This is a genomic window from Bacillus sp. NEAU-Y102 (genome assembly GCF_054788175.1).
The window spans coordinates 107,773-126,698 of the sequence record NZ_JBTWFK010000014.1; the positions used below are offsets into that span (position 1 = coordinate 107,773).

The 18,926-nt window shown below is 35.5% G+C and carries 14 protein-coding genes; 8 read left to right on the forward strand and 6 right to left on the reverse strand.

What is annotated here, in order from left to right; translation table 11 throughout:
- Positions 1–259: 259 nt before the first annotated feature.
- Complete coding sequence (locus tag ACYFX0_RS27395; RefSeq protein ID WP_000510474.1) at positions 260–505, forward strand: hypothetical protein; 246 nt, start codon at positions 260–262, stop codon at positions 503–505.
- 19 nt (positions 506–524) lie between these two features.
- Here the strand turns inward: ACYFX0_RS27395 and ACYFX0_RS27400 are convergent, their stop codons facing one another.
- Entirely contained in the window at positions 525–1,982 is a 1,458-nt protein-coding gene (locus ACYFX0_RS27400; protein WP_033668911.1) for a YheC/YheD family endospore coat-associated protein, read from the reverse strand.
- A gap of 20 nt (positions 1,983–2,002) precedes the next feature.
- Positions 2,003–3,055 carry a YheC/YheD family endospore coat-associated protein gene (locus ACYFX0_RS27405; protein ID WP_000242803.1) on the reverse strand — a complete coding sequence of 351 codons (1,053 nt, stop codon included), beginning with the start codon at positions 3,053–3,055 and terminating at the stop codon, positions 2,003–2,005.
- A 129-nt stretch (positions 3,056–3,184) separates the two neighbouring features.
- Here ACYFX0_RS27405 and ACYFX0_RS27410 point away from each other — a divergent pair, with 129 nt between their 5' ends.
- Both ACYFX0_RS27410 and ACYFX0_RS27415 read left to right on the forward strand, forming a co-directional pair.
- Positions 3,185–4,321 (forward strand): DUF445 domain-containing protein, encoded by a 1,137-nt coding sequence (locus ACYFX0_RS27410; protein WP_142398816.1) that lies wholly within the window; start codon positions 3,185–3,187, stop codon positions 4,319–4,321.
- A gap of 142 nt (positions 4,322–4,463) precedes the next feature.
- Entirely contained in the window at positions 4,464–4,820 is a 357-nt protein-coding gene (locus tag ACYFX0_RS27415; RefSeq protein WP_000164612.1) for a YlbF/YmcA family competence regulator, read from the forward strand.
- 126 nt (positions 4,821–4,946) lie between these two features.
- Here ACYFX0_RS27415 and ACYFX0_RS27420 read toward each other — a convergent pair whose 3' ends face one another.
- Entirely contained in the window at positions 4,947–5,552 is a 606-nt protein-coding gene (locus ACYFX0_RS27420; protein ID WP_097820833.1) for an NDxxF motif lipoprotein, read from the reverse strand.
- Between the two features lie 21 nt (positions 5,553–5,573).
- Positions 5,574–6,134: an HAAS signaling domain-containing protein gene (locus ACYFX0_RS27425; RefSeq protein ID WP_106082153.1), complete on the reverse strand. Its 561-nt coding sequence runs from the start codon at positions 6,132–6,134 to the stop codon at positions 5,574–5,576.
- A 430-nt stretch (positions 6,135–6,564) separates the two neighbouring features.
- Between ACYFX0_RS27425 and alsS the strand changes: the two genes are divergently transcribed.
- Positions 6,565–8,253, forward strand: a complete 1,689-nt coding sequence (alsS, locus tag ACYFX0_RS27430; RefSeq protein ID WP_000103532.1) for an acetolactate synthase AlsS — start codon at positions 6,565–6,567, stop codon at positions 8,251–8,253.
- A 16-nt stretch (positions 8,254–8,269) separates the two neighbouring features.
- On the forward strand, positions 8,270–9,028 hold the full coding sequence (gene alsD, locus ACYFX0_RS27435) for an alpha-acetolactate decarboxylase (RefSeq protein ID WP_106082154.1): 759 nt from the start codon (positions 8,270–8,272) through the stop codon (positions 9,026–9,028).
- 138 nt (positions 9,029–9,166) lie between these two features.
- Here alsD and ACYFX0_RS27440 read toward each other — a convergent pair whose 3' ends face one another.
- Positions 9,167–9,784, reverse strand: a complete 618-nt coding sequence (locus ACYFX0_RS27440; RefSeq protein WP_086397351.1) for a DNA-3-methyladenine glycosylase — start codon at positions 9,782–9,784, stop codon at positions 9,167–9,169.
- 134 nt (positions 9,785–9,918) lie between these two features.
- On the opposite strand from ACYFX0_RS27440, the gene ACYFX0_RS27445 reads away from it, so the two are divergent.
- Positions 9,919–10,791 (forward strand): Cof-type HAD-IIB family hydrolase, encoded by an 873-nt coding sequence (locus tag ACYFX0_RS27445; protein WP_000640419.1) that lies wholly within the window; start codon positions 9,919–9,921, stop codon positions 10,789–10,791.
- A 385-nt stretch (positions 10,792–11,176) separates the two neighbouring features.
- Positions 11,177–15,256, forward strand: coding sequence for a SpaA isopeptide-forming pilin-related protein (locus tag ACYFX0_RS27450; protein WP_460272026.1), 4,080 nt, complete (start codon positions 11,177–11,179; stop codon positions 15,254–15,256).
- Between the two features lie 68 nt (positions 15,257–15,324).
- Here ACYFX0_RS27450 and ACYFX0_RS27455 read toward each other — a convergent pair whose 3' ends face one another.
- Positions 15,325–17,028, reverse strand: coding sequence for an S-layer homology domain-containing protein (locus ACYFX0_RS27455; RefSeq protein WP_016078053.1), 1,704 nt, complete (start codon positions 17,026–17,028; stop codon positions 15,325–15,327).
- A gap of 255 nt (positions 17,029–17,283) precedes the next feature.
- Between ACYFX0_RS27455 and ACYFX0_RS27460 the strand changes: the two genes are divergently transcribed.
- Complete coding sequence (locus tag ACYFX0_RS27460; RefSeq protein WP_000908777.1) at positions 17,284–18,771, forward strand: coproporphyrinogen III oxidase; 1,488 nt, start codon at positions 17,284–17,286, stop codon at positions 18,769–18,771.
- The last annotated feature ends 155 nt before the right edge of the window (positions 18,772–18,926 follow it).

Genomic DNA, 18,926 nt, shown 5'->3' on the forward strand with positions numbered 1-18,926 from the left:
TATGAAATAAGAGTAATCGTTGTATTTTTAAGAAAACAGGCCAAACTAAGGAGGATATTAAATATAATTTTCTCATTGTAGCCTGCTACTTGTAGGCTAATCATTAGCTTCTTATTTATGATTTATTGAAATGAAATCGGTAGCAACTTCATAGTTCTATTTTTAAGTAGGGATGGAGTGACCGCTCCTATGCATGGGTAGGTGCTCTCTTCAATCTAAAAAAGAGAGGCTTTAAACGATAACGTATGGAGGAATCATGATGGGGATTTGCCCGCTTTGCAACGCATTAGAATCACAAACATATTCTTGTCAAAATTGCCAAAGTATACTCCAAGATTATGGGAAGTCTGTAGATTACATAGACGATTATAGTGCCTATATGGATCAAGAATTATTAAGTGCAGTAGATGGTTTAACGCATAATAATTCAAATGAATATTGCAATCATATTTTTTATTGCGGAGTATGTAACGTGGAAACAGAGGTTGTAGTAAAACTTGTGTAAATAGAAAACTTCCACCTTATTATCTAGGTGGAAGTTTTTGTTTTTGTATTTGTGAGTGAATCATAGGGGAAGGGATATGTTCGGTATTTGATGAAGCCCCTGATTTTATTTGAGACATTTTTTCTTTTGTATCACGTAAAGAATGTTCAGTTAAGTAGACGGCATATTCGTAAAATAACTGGCGCGTCATTTCACTTTGCTCTTTTAATTTTTCATCTTGGAATACAGTTCGCCCAGGTTTAGAGTTGGCTTCAAAGAGCCACGGATTTTCCTTTGTGTCTAAACCGATATCAAAACCGATTTCTCCAATATTTCCGGTTACTTGTTCATCGAGCGCGTAACTTATTTGTAAGGCAGTATGTTTTAATTTGTTTTCAATTTGAACTTGTTTCGTTGAATCTGGAAAAAGCTCTTGTAGCAATTTTGTATCACCGCCGCTATTTACGTGCGTTGTTAAACTGCCTTTGCCGGCGATTTTGGCGACGATTGCACTAACTATCCAATTACCGAAATGATTTTTATTTGTATGAATGCGGAAATCAACAGGTTGCCCATCGAAGCGAAGTAACGAAATACCTTGCTGTACGATAAACTTTTTTAAATCATGTCCCTTTAATACGTGGTTTAGAAGAGTTTCTAATGATTGATACTTTCTCAGTTTATTTTCTTCATTTTCGCGATAACGACAGTAGTAGCAATTCTCTGTTTGAGAATAAAATATTTGATGAATATTTCTACCAAAGCTCCCGTGTATTGGTTTCATGTACACTGATTTATACGTGCCAAGAAACCGTTCTACTTGTTCAAAATGCTGAAATGCTTCTGTGTTTGGTAATAAGGGTCTAATTGATTCGTCTTTCATAAGAAGTTGATGAACTTCCCATTTATTGAAAAAACCTGGATTAAACCATGGAATGGAGTAGTCTTGTTCTAACTTTCTTTTTGCTCTGACAATTGGTTTGTAATTTTCTGCTTGTCGATTTGGTAATCGATCGTAAATGACATTTGGTAAAGGAACCTTTTTCTTTATCCATTGTTTCTCTTGAAAGAAATATCCTTCAATCGTTTCTTCTTCCCAGTTTATATGTTGAACGCCAAAGACGAATACGAACGGTCGTAATGAGAATGGTGGTGTTAACAACTCACTGAGGGCAATTGAACGATTTCCTAAAGGGATAGAAGAATCATCGTTAAAGCCAGTTGTGAAAATGCCGATTAATGGTCCGAAAATAATTGTTTGGTTTTGTGTTAATGCATGAATAGTGGTTGATTGAGGTAGTAAAAGTTTTTCAGCAATATGTTTTCCGATAATAATTTCGCGAGTAAAGGAATAATGAATTTTCACCTCTTCACTTGCAATGTGACGTATACCGAAGGAGAGGGATGTAATAGGTGGCGTAATAGAAAAAACGTAAGGTAAAGTAATACTATTTGGATGTTCATCTGAAATGTTTAATGTATATATATGTTCTTTCAAAATAGGTTTACCTCCTTTCATTATGGTGTAAAGCGACTGAATTTAAGTGGTCCGTGAAATATCTTTTCAGCTAATGAATCACTATGACGAATGTATTGTTCGTAAGGGGGAATCGTGTTGACATACATAAGCCAAATTGCGCCTTTTTGATCCATAATTGTGGAAAGTTCTAGTTCAAATAACGAAGAATAAGACTGATCTAGTGTTTGGAATACTTCATTTACAATGTCGTGTAAAGCATCTTGCAATAGTTGCACACCCGTACTAGATAGTACGTATTTAATTTTTGAAAATGAATGTAATGAATCATCGTCCGTTGTTGAGGGTAAAAGTTGATTAGGAAATGAGCTTTTTTGTATAAATTGACCGATAACATTCCAAGTTTGTTCTTTGTTTTTTTGCAAAATGGTTCGAATGTGGAGTGGATATGTTAATTGATTTGGTGGTTGTAGCATAGTGTGCGCTATGTAACGGGATGAACGTATGTTAGATTTACACCAAGATATAAATTCGTCTGTCCGTTTGATTGTAATAGAAGTATGGTATTTTTCATTTACTGTATCGATATGAAACGTTTTATTTTTGTAAGCAATTCGATATAAGTTATCCTTAGAATGTATATTAGTGGGGCGTATAATAATATCTTTAGTTTTTAACAACAGTTTGAAAATGTTTTGTAACGTTGCAATTTCAAATTTTGGTATATAAGGAGACAGTTTCTTATTAGTGAGAAATAAATCATGTAGTTCACTTAAATTAATAAGTGTGTTATTTAAAAAGGTAGTGGAAGGACGATTGTGCAAAGAGTGAATAATTGATTTTGCTTTTTTAAAGTCTGTTTCCTCGTGAAAAGAATAACGATCATATATATAAGAAGGAATAGGGAATGTTTGCTCTTTCCATTTTCCTGTATCTGTATCGTAAATAAGACCAGAAACAAGGTCTGTTTTAGGATCAATACAAAATGGCGTAAACTGGGCAACGACATTATGATAAAGCCGAGCGCGTTTAGCGATTTCGGTGTAATATGTTTGCTCATAATGAAGTTTAGAAGCTAAAAGACCGAGAACCAACGAAATCACTCCTTTACTACTATTTGCATAATAGGCGAAGCTATATATTGCAAATACGTTTTTATACCATTATACTTTTGTCCGTATGATGATATGCTATAGTTTTGGAGAAGTGAAAGGTTGATTGTAATGAATATATGGTTAAATATGTTAACGACGACAGGACTCGGAGCAATTATTGGGGGATACACGAATCATTTAGCGATAAAAATGTTATTTCGTCCTCATCGCCCTATTTATATCGGAAAGTTTCAAGTTCCATTTACACCAGGATTAATTCCGAAACGTCGTGATGAACTTGCTGTTCAATTAGGGAAAATGGTCGTAGAACATTTGTTAACACCGGAAGGAATCGGAAAAAAGCTAACAAATGAAGAGTTTCAAAAAGGTTTAATCCACTGGGCGCAAGTGGAAGTGGATAAAGTAATTAAGAATGAACAATCACTGCGACATATGTTAGAAAAATGGAATGTAGCGTATGTAGAAGAAGAAGTGACTCAAAAAATTGAACATGTGATTACAGAAAAAATACAGGCATTTTTAGCTGAGTATTATACATATACATGGGAACAGGCTTTACCTCATTCTGTAAATGAAAAAGTAGAGAATGCGATTCCGAATGTCTCGGCGTTTATTTTAGAGCGAGGAATTAGCTTTTTTGAAAGTGAAGAAGGGAAAGGCCGTCTTTCAAAAATGATTGATGATTTCTTTGCTTCTCGCGGAACGCTACTTAACTTAGTCGGAATGTTTTTAGGAAATGTAAGTGTAGTGGATCGTGTGCAGCCAGAAGTTATTAAGTTTTTAGGGCAAGATGGTACAAAGCAGCTTTTAACTGACGTACTGCAAAAAGAGTGGGAAAAGTTAAAAGGAAGAGATGTAAAAGAATTAGAATCGTTTGTAGAGAAAGAAATGATTGTAAGCTCCGTGTTGTCAGCAGTTAAAGTAGAGGAAACAGTGAGTAAGTTTTTAAATCAATCTGTTCAGCAAGTATGTGAGCCAGTTCGAGAAACAATTATTGAAAAAGTGGTTCCAAGCACAGTAACGAAAGGCTTGAAGTGGGGAACAGAAAACGTAGAGAGTATACTAAACAATCTACATCTTGCGGAAATTGTCCAGCAAGAAGTGTCTACATTTTCAACAGAAAGATTAGAAGACCTAGTTCTGTCTATTACGAAAAACGAATTGAAAATGATTACGTATTTAGGGGCGTTATTAGGCGGAATGATCGGACTCGTACAAGGATTGTTACTATTGTTTCTTAGATAATAAGGTGAGTACATAGAAATAAAAGTGAAATTTCTTCACATCTCTTGCATAGTTTGATATGGTAAGAAGAGGTGCGTATGTAAATGCACTGAAAAGGCAGTGCGAGTGAAAAGCGCTAGCCTTCTAAAGGAGGAAAAATAAAATGACAAAGAACATTCATGATGTTGCATATGAATTACAAAAAGCAATCGCTGAAAACGAAGACTTCAAAACTTTAAAAGAGAGCTACGCAGCAGTTCAAGCCGATGCGGCTTCAAAGAACTTATTTGATGAGTTCCGTACAATGCAACTTAGCCTACAACAAAAAATGATGCAAGGCCAAGAAATCACTGAAGAAGACAACCAACAAGCACAAGAAGTTGTAGCTCGCATTCAACAAGATGCTAAAATTACAAAATTAATGGAAACTGAGCAACGCCTAAACGTTGTAATCGGTGACGTTAACAAAATTATCATGAAGCCACTTGAAGAATTATATAGCGCGCAACAACAAGCGTAATAGTGGAAGACGCTCCTAGTTTAGGAGCGTCTTTTTTGTTTAGGGAATTTAATAGTTATACCACAAAAACTCCCTTTCAAAATAGCCATTTCTTATTGGTTATTTTGAAAGGGGTATGTAATACATCTAATTTTTTTTATTGCTGTTAATTGAAGTTTTAATGTTCTTTTCCTTCAAAAACTTTTCAATTTCTTTTTGCTTCCTACCATTAGCTTTCTCAAAGCGCTTTGTAAAAGAGAAATCAGTTTTGAATAAGTTACCATCTTGAGCGAGTTTGTCTAATTCTTGATCTAGTTCTACTGAAAGTGCTGTAGATGATGAAATAAATTCATATATTTCTTTTGAAGGCTTTTTGTAATCATCAGGGATTGTATTGTTACTAATAAAATTATGGAAGTTTGTATCATTTTGTTTCGCTAATTCTATTAGTTTTTGTAATTTTTCTCGGTCAGATTCAGTGATATTTTCATCGGATGTAGTGGATGAAAGTGGAACGATATTTTCGTCTAACTCTCCGCTATAATTTAAATAACTTTTTATATTTTGTTTCATTTCGTCTTCACTAATATTTTCATTTTTCTTTGAGGAACTAAATATATTTTCTGGAACTTTAATAGCAACATCTTTAATAGATTGTACATCGTTTTCTTCCTTAGGTTGTACACTGTTTGAACAAGCTGATAGAAATAACATTGTAAGTAACATGAGTGGATATAAAATATACTTTTTCATATTAATCTCCTTTTATATTCATTAGTATCTTTGTAAAATAGCTAAATTCCATTTTAAATACTTAACTAAAAGTGAGTATATATGTTTTATTAATTGATAAGATATGACGGATATTAGTAAGCCGATGCAAAAAGCTATAAATACATTATAAACATCGGAATAACTGATTTGATGAAACCCTTTAAAGAATCCTAATCCTATTAATAAGATAGGTGAAATAATTAATAATGGTGTAGCAATTATAAATGCTAGAAGAAGCGGTAATAGAAAGAGTAATACGAAAAAGGCGATAATGATAAATATAAAGTTTAAAACACTTAAGCTCATAACAGAAAACAGTGCTGTCATAATATTTTTTAGGCTGCGTCTATTGTCAGCATTGCTTATTGCATATGAAACATTAAGTTCTTTAGCGATAGTTTTAGGGTTTCCTAGCTTTTTAGAAATTTCCTCTTCAGATATTCCATCTTGTTTACCACTAATAAAATGAGTTTCGTACTCCGAGATAATATCCTCCTTTTCTAAATTAGACATATTCCATAGGGAAGAACTAAGTTGTTTTAAAAATTCACTTTTGTTCATAACAATCACTTTCCTTTATAAAATGATGAATTACAGCTGAGAATCCTATCTTTTTTCTAAACAGCACAATCTGTATCTTCCTTTTGAAGGGGGATATACTAATCGTGAATGACATTCCAAATAATGGGTGTTCCATTATTTACAAATATATCACTTGCTATTATTCTTTGCAAGGTACTATAAAATTGTTAATAATGTGAATGGATGGAAGTATTTTTGTACATTTTTAGGAGAGATATAAAAATGTTATTTTAAGATAAACAAAAGGTTGTAAGCGCATTCTTTGGGTGTTGTCAAAATAATTTCAAATTCATATTGTTGGAAAAATAATGCATTTGTAATATAATGATAAATATAATTCACCACATTAATTAACTAGGTGAAATTAAAATCTTTATTACACACATTATGAAATAAAGGGTGATTAGTTTTGAGTACAGGTGTAAAAGCAAACGACGTGAAGACAAAAACAAAAGGAGCAGATCTTGTTGTTGATTGTTTAATTAAACAAGGTGTTACACATGTTTTCGGTATTCCAGGAGCAAAGATTGACTCTGTATTTGATGTATTGCAAGAAAGAGGACCAGAGTTAATCGTTTGTCGTCATGAACAAAATGCAGCATTTATGGCAGCTGCTATTGGTAGATTAACAGGGAAACCGGGCGTATGTCTTGTAACTTCAGGGCCAGGGACATCAAATTTAGCGACAGGTCTTGTTACTGCGAATGCGGAGAGTGATCCCGTTGTTGCTTTAGCTGGTGCAGTACCGCGTACGGATCGATTAAAACGTACGCATCAATCTATGGATAATGCTGCACTATTCGAACCAATCACAAAATATAGCGTAGAAGTAGAGCATCCTGATAATGTGCCAGAAGCACTTAGTAATGCATTTCGAAGTGCGACTTCCACAAATCCGGGAGCTACTTTAGTAAGTCTTCCGCAAGACGTTATGACTGCGGAAACAACTGTAGAGTCTATCGGTGCGCTTTCTAAGCCACAGCTTGGAATCGCTCCCACAAATGATATTACATATGTAGTAGAAAAAATAAAATCAGCGAAATTACCAGTTATTTTACTCGGTATGAGAGCGAGCACAAATGAAGTGACGAAAGCTGTTCGTAAATTAATTGCGGATACAGAACTTCCTGTCGTTGAAACATATCAAGCAGCTGGTGCGATTTCACGTGAGTTAGAAGATCATTTCTTCGGCCGCGTTGGATTATTCCGTAACCAACCAGGTGATATTTTACTAGAAGAAGCAGACCTTGTTATTTCTATCGGTTATGATCCAATCGAGTATGATCCAAAGTTCTGGAATAAACTTGGCGACAGAACGATTATTCATCTTGACGACCATCAAGCAGATATCGACCATGATTACCAACCAGAGCGTGAATTAATTGGTGATATTGCCTTAACGGTAAATAGCATCGCGGAGAAATTACCGAAACTTGTATTAAGTACGAAATCAGAAGCGGTATTAGAACGATTACGCGCAAAATTATCAGAACAAGCAGAAGTTCCAAATCGTCCTGCAGAAGGTGTTACGCATCCACTTCAAGTGATTCGTACACTTCGTTCTTTAATTAGTGACGATACAACTGTTACATGTGACATCGGTTCCCATTCTATTTGGATGGCGAGATGTTTCCGTTCTTATGAACCACGTAGATTATTATTTAGTAACGGCATGCAAACGTTAGGTGTTGCACTTCCTTGGGCAATCGCAGCTACTTTAGTAGAACCAGGTAAAAAAGTAGTTTCCGTATCAGGTGACGGTGGTTTCTTATTCTCAGCGATGGAGTTAGAAACGGCGGTACGTTTAAATTCTCCAATCGTCCATCTTGTTTGGAGAGACGGCACATATGATATGGTTGCATTCCAACAAATGATGAAATACGGCAGAACATCAGCTACAGAGTTTGGCGATGTTGATCTTGTGAAATATGCGGAAAGTTTCGGGGCGTTAGGTCTTCGTGTTAACGCGCCTGATGAATTAGAAGGGGTATTAAAAGAAGCATTAGCAGCAGACGGCCCTGTCATTATTGATATTCCAATCGATTATCGTGACAACATTAAATTAAGCGAAAAATTATTACCAAACCAATTAAACTAATGGAGGCAGATTTGAGATGACTGTTGCGCAATTAATTGATATTGATGCAAAAAAAACGAAAATGAGTAATGAAGTATATCAAACATCTACAATGCTTGCGCTATTAGATGGTATATATGATGGTGTGATTAGCTTTGAAGATTTGAAAAAACATGGTGATTTCGGCATCGGCACATTTGATCAATTAGACGGTGAAATGATTGCATTTGATAATGGATTTTATCATTTACGTTCAGACGGTTCAGCGGAAAAAGTAGAGCCAGAAGAAACAACGCCATTTGCAACTGTAACGTTTTTTGAAAAAGAAATGAGTTATACGGTAGAGCGTCCGATGAATCGTGAAGAAGTTGAAGCGTTATTACATGAATTAATGCCAAGTAAAAACTTATTTTACGCTATTCGAATGGACGGTATGTTCCGTGAAGTAAGAACGAGAACTGTTCCAAGACAAGAAAAACCGTATACACCACTCGTTGAAGTGACGAAATCGCAACCAATCTTTTCGTTTGAAAATACAGAAGGTACGCTTGCTGGATTTTGGACACCAGATTATGCGCAAGGTATTGGTGTAGCTGGATTCCACTTACATTATATTGATGATGAAAGAAGCGGAGGTGGACATGTTTTCGACTATGTTATAGAAAACTGTACGATCCAAATTTGTCAAAAAGCTCATATGCATTTAGCACTTCCAGAAACAGCTGATTTTATGGCGGCTGAATTATCAAGAGAAAACTTAGAGGATAATATTGCAACTGCGGAAGGTGCAGAGTAAGAGGGAAAGACTGTTCCATTTTGGAACAGTCTTCTTTTATTCGTAATGTTATTATTTGTCGATAAATCGATATTTCTTGTCGAACCGTTGATATATTGTAAGTTATGATAGATATATTTGAAAGATCATTGATATCGTTTATTTCTTTGAAACAAACGGATGCCCCTTATAATAAAAACGCCACGGATAATGTACAGCTTCTTCTGCATAGTCGATATTAATACGAGGTCCTGCTGTTATTTTATATTGTGATGATATGTGTTCATCTTCTGGGACGAGTTCAATATGCAATGTGTCACTTTGTAATGATACGCCACGTTCTTCTAAAGTAATTCCGAGGGCACGGCATAGTTTGCCAGGACCGTTCGTTAAATTTTTATACTGTGCTTTTGTAATTTCGGTCTTATTGTAGCGCGCTAGTTTTATTTCTTCTATCCCATTTACCGGCTCAAGGGCTCGAATGAGAACACCTTGTGGGGTGCCCACTGGTGCTGTAATAACGTTAAAACAATGATACATACCGTAAATCAAATATACGTAAGCATGCCCTGGTGCGCCAAACATAACTTCTGTGCGATCTGTCCGTCTACCGCCGTAACTATGTGCGGCCTTATCATCTGGGCCTTTATATGCTTCTACTTCTACAATGATTCCGCTTCGCTTTATTCCGTCTACAATATGAACAAGTTTTTGCCCGAGTAATTTTTTTGCGACTTCTAACGTATCGCCTTCATAAAAGGAAGGTGGTGCATGCATTGTACTATCTCCTTTGCTAAGTGTATATGTATATAGTAAACCAAATTTTCAGTAGTAATTCTAACTCGTTCTATTTTTTACATTTATTTCATAAATTATGGATAGAGTACAACAGCGAAGAGGGGGAGTGCGACATGATTTATCGCTTACTAGCTCTTAATATAGATGGGACACTACTATACAACAATGGAAAAATTGCAAAAGGATTACGAGAAACAATTGAATTTGTGAAAAGAAAAGATGTATACGTTACGTTATTTACGAGTCGTAATTTTCAATCCGCTCATAAAGTAGCAAAGGCGTTAAAATTAGATTCTATATTAGTGACACATGGTGGTGCTTTCGTTTCAGCAACGTTAGATAAGCCGTACGTTCAAAGAAGATTGTCTGAAGAGAAGACTTTTAACATTGTGCAAGTGTTAGAGCACTTTGATTGTAACGTACGTATTTCTCATGAACGGTTTTCGATAGGAAATCGTGAGAGAAATACACCAAACTTAATTGCGCGCACTGTATTATCAAGCGCAGATCCGTTATTTTATCCAGTTCAATTTGTAGATTCGTTAGGTGATGCGCTTCGGGACCATCCGGTAGCGGCGCCAAAAATTGATGTTCTTTTCCAAAGTAAAGGTGAAAAAGAAAGAGGACTGAACACATTAAGAAAAGCATTCCAAGATGTAGAGTATGTTGAATGTGATTCAAAACGAATAGAAATTTTACCGCAAAATGTATCAAAGTTACGTGGATTACAATTGCTTGGAGAGCATTTAAATATTTCGCTAAATGAAATGGTTGCGATTGGAGATAGTATGGAAGATTTAGAGGTTATTGAAAACGTGGGACTTGGGGTAGCGATGGGGAACGCGCCTGTAGAATTAAAGCAAGCAGCAGATTGGATCACACGTTCAAATAGTGAAAACGGTGTAGAGTATATGATTAAAGAGCATTTCCGTAAGCAATTCCCGCTTCCGTTTTTGAAGAATCATAAAAATACACCGAAACGATGACAGAAAAACGTAGCTTTTTGGCTACGTTTTTTTGTTTATCTTATTAAAAACAGTGAAAGCGTTTTAAAATATGAATTGTGTATGAAATCTATACAATTCACTTGAATCCTTTAGAAAACTAATGTAAAGTGAATGATGTTGCCAAAATAGTTACACCACATGAAATATTCTTCAGATTAATTTTATTGGGCTCCCATACGTAAAAGTATTTCCGCATGACAGTTTAGTTCACGTATTATTTCAAAAATGAATTGTAGCAATCTTATTAAGTAGTTGTAGTGTTTCTTTGTTTTATTTAAATGGATTATTTTAAGTTAATGTGAGTAAGGTTTGGTACATATGATATGTATTTCTTTTTGTGGTTTTAGGAAGTTTAAAAGGGGGAATGAATTTCTTGAGGAAATCATTTAATCAAAAAATTAAAAAGTTAAGTAGTAGTTTGATAGTTGTATTACTAATATGTATGAATTTTTTAATCCACTTACCATTTAAAGCAGAGGCAGCTACAAAAGAATTAAAGGGTTTAGGTGATGTATCTTATTACAACGCCATCATTTTTGGAGATCATAGTGCAACGAGTGCGGATATTGAAGGTGCGATGGCTGTTCAGAAAAATATGAACGCATCAAGTTATACAGTCGTAGCGGCTGCAACTGGAGCAAATAACTTAGCTGGAGCAACTTGGGTAGATGAAGGATATCCATCATTATTACTAGGCGGTCAATTTACGAAAGCGGGAGCAGGACAAGTAATTATTCAAGATGGAACAGTGGCGATGACAAAAGACGGTGACCCAGATGGCGCAATGAAAACATCATATGACCGTATCTCTTATAAAGAGCAAGCGGAGATTGATGCTAAGTTTAAAGAATTTAGAAAAGACGTTGATGGTGTAATCGGGGATGCAAGTAAACTACAGACTGATAAGTCAAAACCTAATATGAGCTTTGGCATCGGTGAAGATGTAAATAACCCTAATATTTATGTCTCTTCAGGCCAAACTGGAAAGAAAACATTTGATGTAAAAGACGTTTTTCTTCCGAATGTAGAGAATAAAGACTTTATTGTTATTTATTCAGATGCAGAAGAAGTGAGTTTTGGTGGCGGTGCAATTTTGTATGATACAAGAAATACTGGGATGGCGACGGATTTAATTAATACATCTCAAGCATACGATCCTAATTCATCTTTTACTGAGTTAGCTAGTAAGGTAATTTGGGTATTTCCTAATGCTACAAAGATAACAACTAAAGGTTATGGTGTAGTAGGTAGTGTGTTTGCACCTAATGCAGTTGTAGAAACAAAAGGTGGTTCTATTAATGGACAAGCCTATGTTGGAGGATTACACCAAAGAGATGGTTTTGAGGTTCATAACTTTAAATTTAACTGGCCAAAGTGGAATAAGCCAGCAGCTGAAAAAGGACATTTACAAATTAAAAAAGTTGATGAAAATGATGAAAACATTGTTTTAAAAGATGCAAAATTTGATGTTATAGACAAAGATAATAACGTTGTGGCTACTGTTACAACAAACGAAAAGGGTATTGCGGAAGTTAAAGATTTACCACTTGGTGACTATTTTGTAAAAGAAATAAATGCACCAGAAGGATATATAAAAGTTGATACACCAGTCAAAGTAACAATTGATAATACAAACGTAATTGAACTTGTTATGAAGAATACGAGAAAAGTAGAGAATGGCCAATTTAAATTATTGAAAAAAGATAGTGAATCTGGTCAACTTCTACCAGGTGCAAAATTTGATGTTATCGATAAAGATGGGAAAGTTGTGGAAACAATTGTTACAGATGATAAAGGTGAAGCCTTATCGAAACAACTTCCAGTTGGAAGCTATACATTAAAAGAAGTAGAAGCACCGAAAGGATATGAATTATCATCTAGTTCAGTTTCTGTTGATGTAGAGGCTAATAAAGTAGTGACTGTAGATGTGGTGAATAAAAAGATCTCCGAAAAAGTAACGGGTCAATTTGAAATCGTGAAAGTAGATGCGGAAGATAAAACGAAAGTATTATCAGATGCAGAATTCGAAGTGTATAAAGATGGTAAAAAAGTAGATACGTTACGAACAGATAAAACTGGTAAAGTAGTTTCTCAGAAATTAGAACCAGGAAAGTACACATTAAAAGAAACGAAAGCACCACAAGGATATAAATTGTTAAAAGAAGAAATTGAAGTCGTTGTGGAAGCAGACAAAGTAGTAGAAGTACAAATAGAAAATGCGAAAGAACTAGGAAGCTTACAAGTAATCAAAAAGGATGCAGAGAGTGGAAAAGTTCTAGCAGGTGCAGAATTTAAATTAAAGAACGAAGCTGGTCAAGTAGTTGGAGAAGCGAAAACAACGAATAAAGACGGTGTTGTGAAATTCGAAAACTTAGTGCCAGGAAAGTACACGTTAGAGGAAACGAAAGCGCCGGAAGGTTATAAAGCGCTAGAAGTGACAGTAGAAGTGAACGTTGTAGCGAACGAAGTAGTAAAACAAGAAGTCATGAATGAAAAAGTAATGGGTCAATTCGAAATCATGAAAGTAGATGCGAATGATAAAACGAAATTGTTATCAGGTGCAGAATTCGAAGTGTATAAAGATGGTAAAAAGGTAGCAGAACTAAAAACAGATGAGAGTGGAAAAGTGATGTCACCGAAATTACCGCTAGGTGAATACACAGTGAAAGAAAAGAAAGCACCAGCGGGCTACAAGCTTTCAAATAAAGAATGGAAAGTAACAATTCAAAACGAGAAAGAAGTAGTAAAAGTAGAGGCAGAAAACGAAAAAATCTTAGGTTCTCTACAAATTATTAAAATGGATGATAAAGATCAAACGAAACGCTTAGCAGGCGCAGAATTTACATTGAACGATGCGAAAGGAAATGTTGTAAAAGAAGGAATTACAACAGATAAGTCTGGAACGGTTAAAGTAGACGGACTTGTGCCAGGTGAATATACGTTAGAAGAAACAAAAGCACCAGAAGGTTATGAGTTAACAAAACAAATAATTCATGTAACAGTTGACGGTGAAAAAGTTGTTGATGTAAAAGTAACGAACAGTAAGAGTCTTGGTCAATTCGAAATTGTAAAAGTAGATGCGGAAGATAAAACGAAAGTATTATCAGACGCAGAATTCGAAGTGTATAAAGATGGTAAAAAAGTAGATACGTTACGAACAGATAAAACTGGTAAAGTAGTTTCACAGAAATTAGAAACAGGAAAGTACACATTAAAAGAAACGAAAGCACCACTAGGATATAAGTTGTTAAAAGAAGAAATTGAAGTCGTTGTGGAAGCAAACAAAGTAGTAGAAGTACAAGTAGAAAACGCAAAAGAACTAGGAAGCTTACAAGTAATCAAAAAGGATGCAGAGAGTGCAAAAGTTCTAGCGGGTGCAGAATTTAAATTAAAGAACGAAGCTGGTCAAGTAGTTGAAGAAGCGAAAACAACGAATAAAGAAGGTGTTGTGAAATTCGAAAACTTAGTGCCAGGAAAGTACACGTTAGAGGAAACAAAAGCGCCAGAAGGTTATAAGGCGTTAGAAGTAACAGTAGAAGTAAATGTTATAGCGAACGAAGTAGTAAAACAAGAAGTTATGAATGAAAAAGTGAAAGAAGAAATTACAGGTCAATTAGAAATTACAAAGGTAGATGCCAATAATACAAATAAAACTTTAGCAGGCGCAGTGTTTGAAATTTGGAAAGACGGAACAAAAATCGACACATTAACAACAAACAAGAGCGGTAAAGCGACTTCTGAGAAGTTAGAACCAGGAGATTACACTTTAAAAGAAATCCAAGCGCCAGAAGGATACACTTTATCCAATAAGGAAATGAAATTTACGATTTCTAATGAAAAAATTGAAGTTGTAAAGCTTCAAATTACAAATAAAAAAGATACAGAAAAAGGTCCGGAAAAACCAGGTGAAGGAACAGAAAAGCCGGGTGAAGGAACAGAAAAACCAGGTGAAGGAACAGAAAAGCCGGGTGAAGGAACAGAAAAACCAGGTGAAGGAACAGAAAAGCCGGGTGAAGGAACAGAAAAACCAGGTGAAGGAACAGAGAAGCCAGGTGAAGGAACAGAAAAACCAGGTGAAGGAACAGAGAAGCCAGGTGAAGGAACAGAGAAGCCAGGTGAAGGAACAGAGAAACCAGGTGAAGGAACAGAGAAGCCAGGTGAAGGAACAGAAAAGCCAGATGAAGGAACAGAGAAGCCGGGTGAAGGAACAGAGAAGCCAGGTGAAGGAACAGAGAAGCCAGATGAAGGAACAGAGAAGCCGGGTGAAGGAACAGAAAAACCAGGTGAGGGAGTAGAAAAACCTAATTTACCAGAAAAAGGACAAGGTTCTTCTAATAATCAACAACTTCCAGCTACAGGACACAATACGAATTACGTTCCATTCATCGGTTTTATGCTTCTGTTACTAGGAATACGTTTAAGATTCATGGCTAAAAATAGTTAAAAGATGTATAAAAGGCATCAGAGATTATACAATCTCTGATGCCTTTTAAATTAATACAGATAAATATTTTAAGCTTCAATTACGCTAAGCATTCTGTTTATAAATGCAGCTGCGTGTGCACGTTGTGATGGTCCTTTTGGTACGAATTGATTAAATTCATTACCTTTTACAATTCCATATCCATACACTCTTTGTACTTCTTCTTTAGCGTAAATTAAGTTTTGGTCTACGAATGGTAGTTCAACTTGTTTTGCAAAAATACCAGCGTGTTTTAGAGAACGATCAATCATAATAACAGCTTCTTCGCGTGTAATTGTAGTATTTGGATCAAATGTATTATCACCACGTCCGCGGATTATGCCTGCGCTTGCTGCACGATTAATACCGTCTCTTAAAGATGGGTGTACTTGTTCTAAGTCTGTGAACTTAGCGTTTCCACTTGGTAATTGTAAAGCACGAGTAATTAGTGTAGCAAATTCAGCACGCGTTACAAGACGTTCTGGGAAGTACTTGCCGTTCCCTTCTCCTTGCATAATGCCTCTAGCTGCTAATTGACGAATGTCTTGTTCATACCATCCACCTGTAATGTCATCAGTTACGGGATTTTTTTGGTTTTCCTTATAGTATGTTTCAGTTCCTTTTAAGAAAGCATTCCATTGTCCGCGTTGAATCATAAACGCAGGGCAGTTTTTTCCTGACCAAAATTGGTGTTTTTGGACCTTATCTAGAGAAATATTTAAGTCGTTCATTAAATAAGCTGCCAATTTACGGGCATTTTCTACCGCTTTTTCATAGTTTCCATCTTGATTAACGGCAATTTCAATTCCGATAGATTCATAGTTTCCAGTTTTATTTCCAGCATGCCATCCAACTTCATTTACTGGAAGATGTTGATAAATTTCTTTATCATCTACTGTGAAATGCCAAGATGCGGCGCGATCAGCTGTTCCGCGTGCTTGATTATCTAAGAATTTTGCATGATTTAGAGCATTGGCACCTTTCGCTGTATTAGCCGTTTCGTGAATCGTAATATATTTAGGTACCATCGGGTAGCCAGGGCGAATATCGTCATTTCCTTTTGGGACAATCATTTCTTTAAATGTAACGCCATAAATATTGTTTGTTTGTAGAGCTTCCGGAGCTCTCAATAAACTATTTTTAGCAGTACGACTGTTTTTTAATAATGAAGCTTTTGTACCTTCAAATGTAGCAGAAGGTGCATAAATCCATTTTGCTGTTTCATTTATTTGGACTTTAAACCAATTTCCAGCTTGTTCAGTAGGAGTAATGACTTGTGGCTGTAGTTTCCCTTCTTCGTTAAACGATTGGAACGGAAGTGCATGTATGGAAGCTTCTTCTTTTACGATTAATTTTTGGTTAGATAGTTTATGAATCTCTTGAACTTCTAAGCTATTATCATTGTTATCTATCCATCCAGCGCCAGTTGACGTCGTTATGTAGTAAGCATTTCCTTTTTTCTTTGTCGCCGTTACGACTTGTTCTGTAATCTCGATATTCGATTTGTTTTTTAAATCATTCGCGGTATATAATGAATGTTTTTTTGAAGTGTATAGTAGGAATTGACCAGTAACCTCGATATCTTCTTCATGAGTACTATGCTCATTAACATGCTCTTTAATACTTTTAAAAACTTGATCCTCCGTATATACTTCGGCGGATTTTTCAGCACTCTCTGCAAATGAATAAGTAGGTGCAAGAACAGTTTGTAATGCAAGAGAGAGAGTTAAAACACTATAAAATTTCTTTTTCATATTTGTTTTTAACACATTAGATTATGGAATCTAGTGTTAACATTCCTCCTTTTTATATTGTATTTTCACTATGTATCAATTTTAACACTAATAAATTTTAACAAGAGAAAATCATGATGTCTATATACATGAGCGATATTCATATAAAAAGAATTATTTGAAAAAATGTAAGAAAAACAGGTAAAACCTTCTGTATTGACCTGTAAACGCCCTTCAAGTAAACTAAAGAGAGTTTGCAAATGAAAAGGTGATAATGTGTTAATTTCAATTAAAACGTTACAAGATGATCGTTTTTTACGTCCGCTACAAAATATTGGCGGCTTATTTTTTGAAGATAGTACGATTGGATTTGAACAAGAGGAAGCGAATCTGATCGTTGATATACACATTGAGGATAATGTGAAAGCATCCGCTCGATTAACGGATGTTAGCACAGGAAATGTGTATGAAGAAACATTCTCGAAAGATTTATCTGCTTTCACAGATGAAAAAGAGCGTATGAAGCAAGTGAAGCACGTTGTTTCTTATGTATATCTTTCTGTTCTTCAGCAGTTAACTGGACTTGAACAAAGCTGGGGTATTTTAACGGGAGTACGTCCGACGAAACTTCTTCATAAAATGCTTCAAAATGGTATGTCAAAGGAAGAAGCGCATCAAGAACTTCGTGAAAGTTATTTAATTCATGAAGAGAAAATTGAACTTCTTCAGCGCATTGTTGATTGCCAATTAGCAGTTGTTCCGGATTTATACCGTTTGAAAGAAGAAGTAAGTATTTATATCGGTATTCCGTTCTGCCCAACGAAATGTGCATACTGTACATTCCCGGCTTATGCGATTAATGGACGCCAAGGGTCTGTTGATTCGTTCTTAGGTGGTTTACATTATGAAGTTCGTGAAATTGGTAAGTTTTTAAAAGAAAAAGGTGTGAAAGTTACGACGATTTATTATGGCGGCGGTACACCTACAAGTATTACAGCAGAAGAGATGGATATGCTGTATGAAGAAATGTACGAAGCGTTCCCAGACGTGAAAAATGTACGTGAAGTAACAGTTGAGGCAGGTCGTCCAGATACGATCACGCCAGCAAAGCTAGAAGTGTTAAATAAATGGAACATTGACCGTATTAGTATTAATCCGCAGTCATATCATCAAGAGACACTAAAAGCAATTGGACGTCACCATACTGTAGAAGAAACAATTGAGAAATACCATTTAGCTCGTGAAATGGGAATGAACAATATTAATATGGACTTAATTATTGGTCTTCCTGGTGAAGGGTTAGATATCTTCAAGCATACGTTAGATGAAACAGAAAAGTTAATGCCAGAATCATTAACAGTTCATACGTTATCATTTAAACGTGCTTCTGAAATGACGCAAAACAAACGTAAATATAAAGTAGCAGGTCGCGAAGAAATTACAGCGATGATGCACGAAGCAGAAGAATGGACGCAAAAGCATAATTACGTACCATATTACCTATATCGTCAAAAGAATATTTTAGGTAACTTAGAGAACGTTGGTTATGCAATGCCGACGCAAGAAAGTATTTACAACATTGTCATTATGGAAGAAGTACAATCAATTATCGGACTTGGTTGCGGTGCATCAAGTAAATTTGTTCATCCGAAGACGGGGGCAATTACGCACTTCGCAAATCCGAAAGATCCAAAATCATATAACGATGGCTTTGTAAAATATACAGAAGATAAACTGAAAATTTTAGAAGAGCTATTTGTATAAGAAGGAGAGTGTTCCAAATCGGAACACTCTCTTTTTTATATTGTCAGCTTTTGTCAGTAAGGCGATATATTCGAAAAATCGCTGCTATAAATTGAATTGCGGTCGATATATTTGAAAAATCGCCAATATAATTTCATGTACCAAAGGTTTGCACG

What these genes read in the sequence shown, in the direction of transcription:
- ACYFX0_RS27420 (WP_097820833.1), bottom strand. Translation starts at nt 5,552, where the DNA reads ATGAAAAAGTATATTTTATATCCACTCATGTTACTTACAATGTTATTT.
- ACYFX0_RS27410 (WP_142398816.1), top strand. Translation starts at nt 3,185, where the DNA reads ATGAATATATGGTTAAATATGTTAACGACGACAGGACTCGGAGCAATT.
- ACYFX0_RS27395 (WP_000510474.1), top strand. Translation starts at nt 260, where the DNA reads ATGGGGATTTGCCCGCTTTGCAACGCATTAGAATCACAAACATATTCT.
- ACYFX0_RS27425 (WP_106082153.1), bottom strand. Translation starts at nt 6,134, where the DNA reads ATGAACAAAAGTGAATTTTTAAAACAACTTAGTTCTTCCCTATGGAAT.
- alsD (WP_106082154.1), top strand. Translation starts at nt 8,270, where the DNA reads ATGACTGTTGCGCAATTAATTGATATTGATGCAAAAAAAACGAAAATG.
- ACYFX0_RS27445 (WP_000640419.1), top strand. Translation starts at nt 9,919, where the DNA reads ATGATTTATCGCTTACTAGCTCTTAATATAGATGGGACACTACTATAC.
- ACYFX0_RS27415 (WP_000164612.1), top strand. Translation starts at nt 4,464, where the DNA reads ATGACAAAGAACATTCATGATGTTGCATATGAATTACAAAAAGCAATC.
- ACYFX0_RS27450 (WP_460272026.1), top strand. Translation starts at nt 11,177, where the DNA reads ATGAATTTCTTGAGGAAATCATTTAATCAAAAAATTAAAAAGTTAAGT.
- ACYFX0_RS27440 (WP_086397351.1), bottom strand. Translation starts at nt 9,784, where the DNA reads ATGCATGCACCACCTTCCTTTTATGAAGGCGATACGTTAGAAGTCGCA.
- ACYFX0_RS27455 (WP_016078053.1), bottom strand. Translation starts at nt 17,028, where the DNA reads ATGAAAAAGAAATTTTATAGTGTTTTAACTCTCTCTCTTGCATTACAA.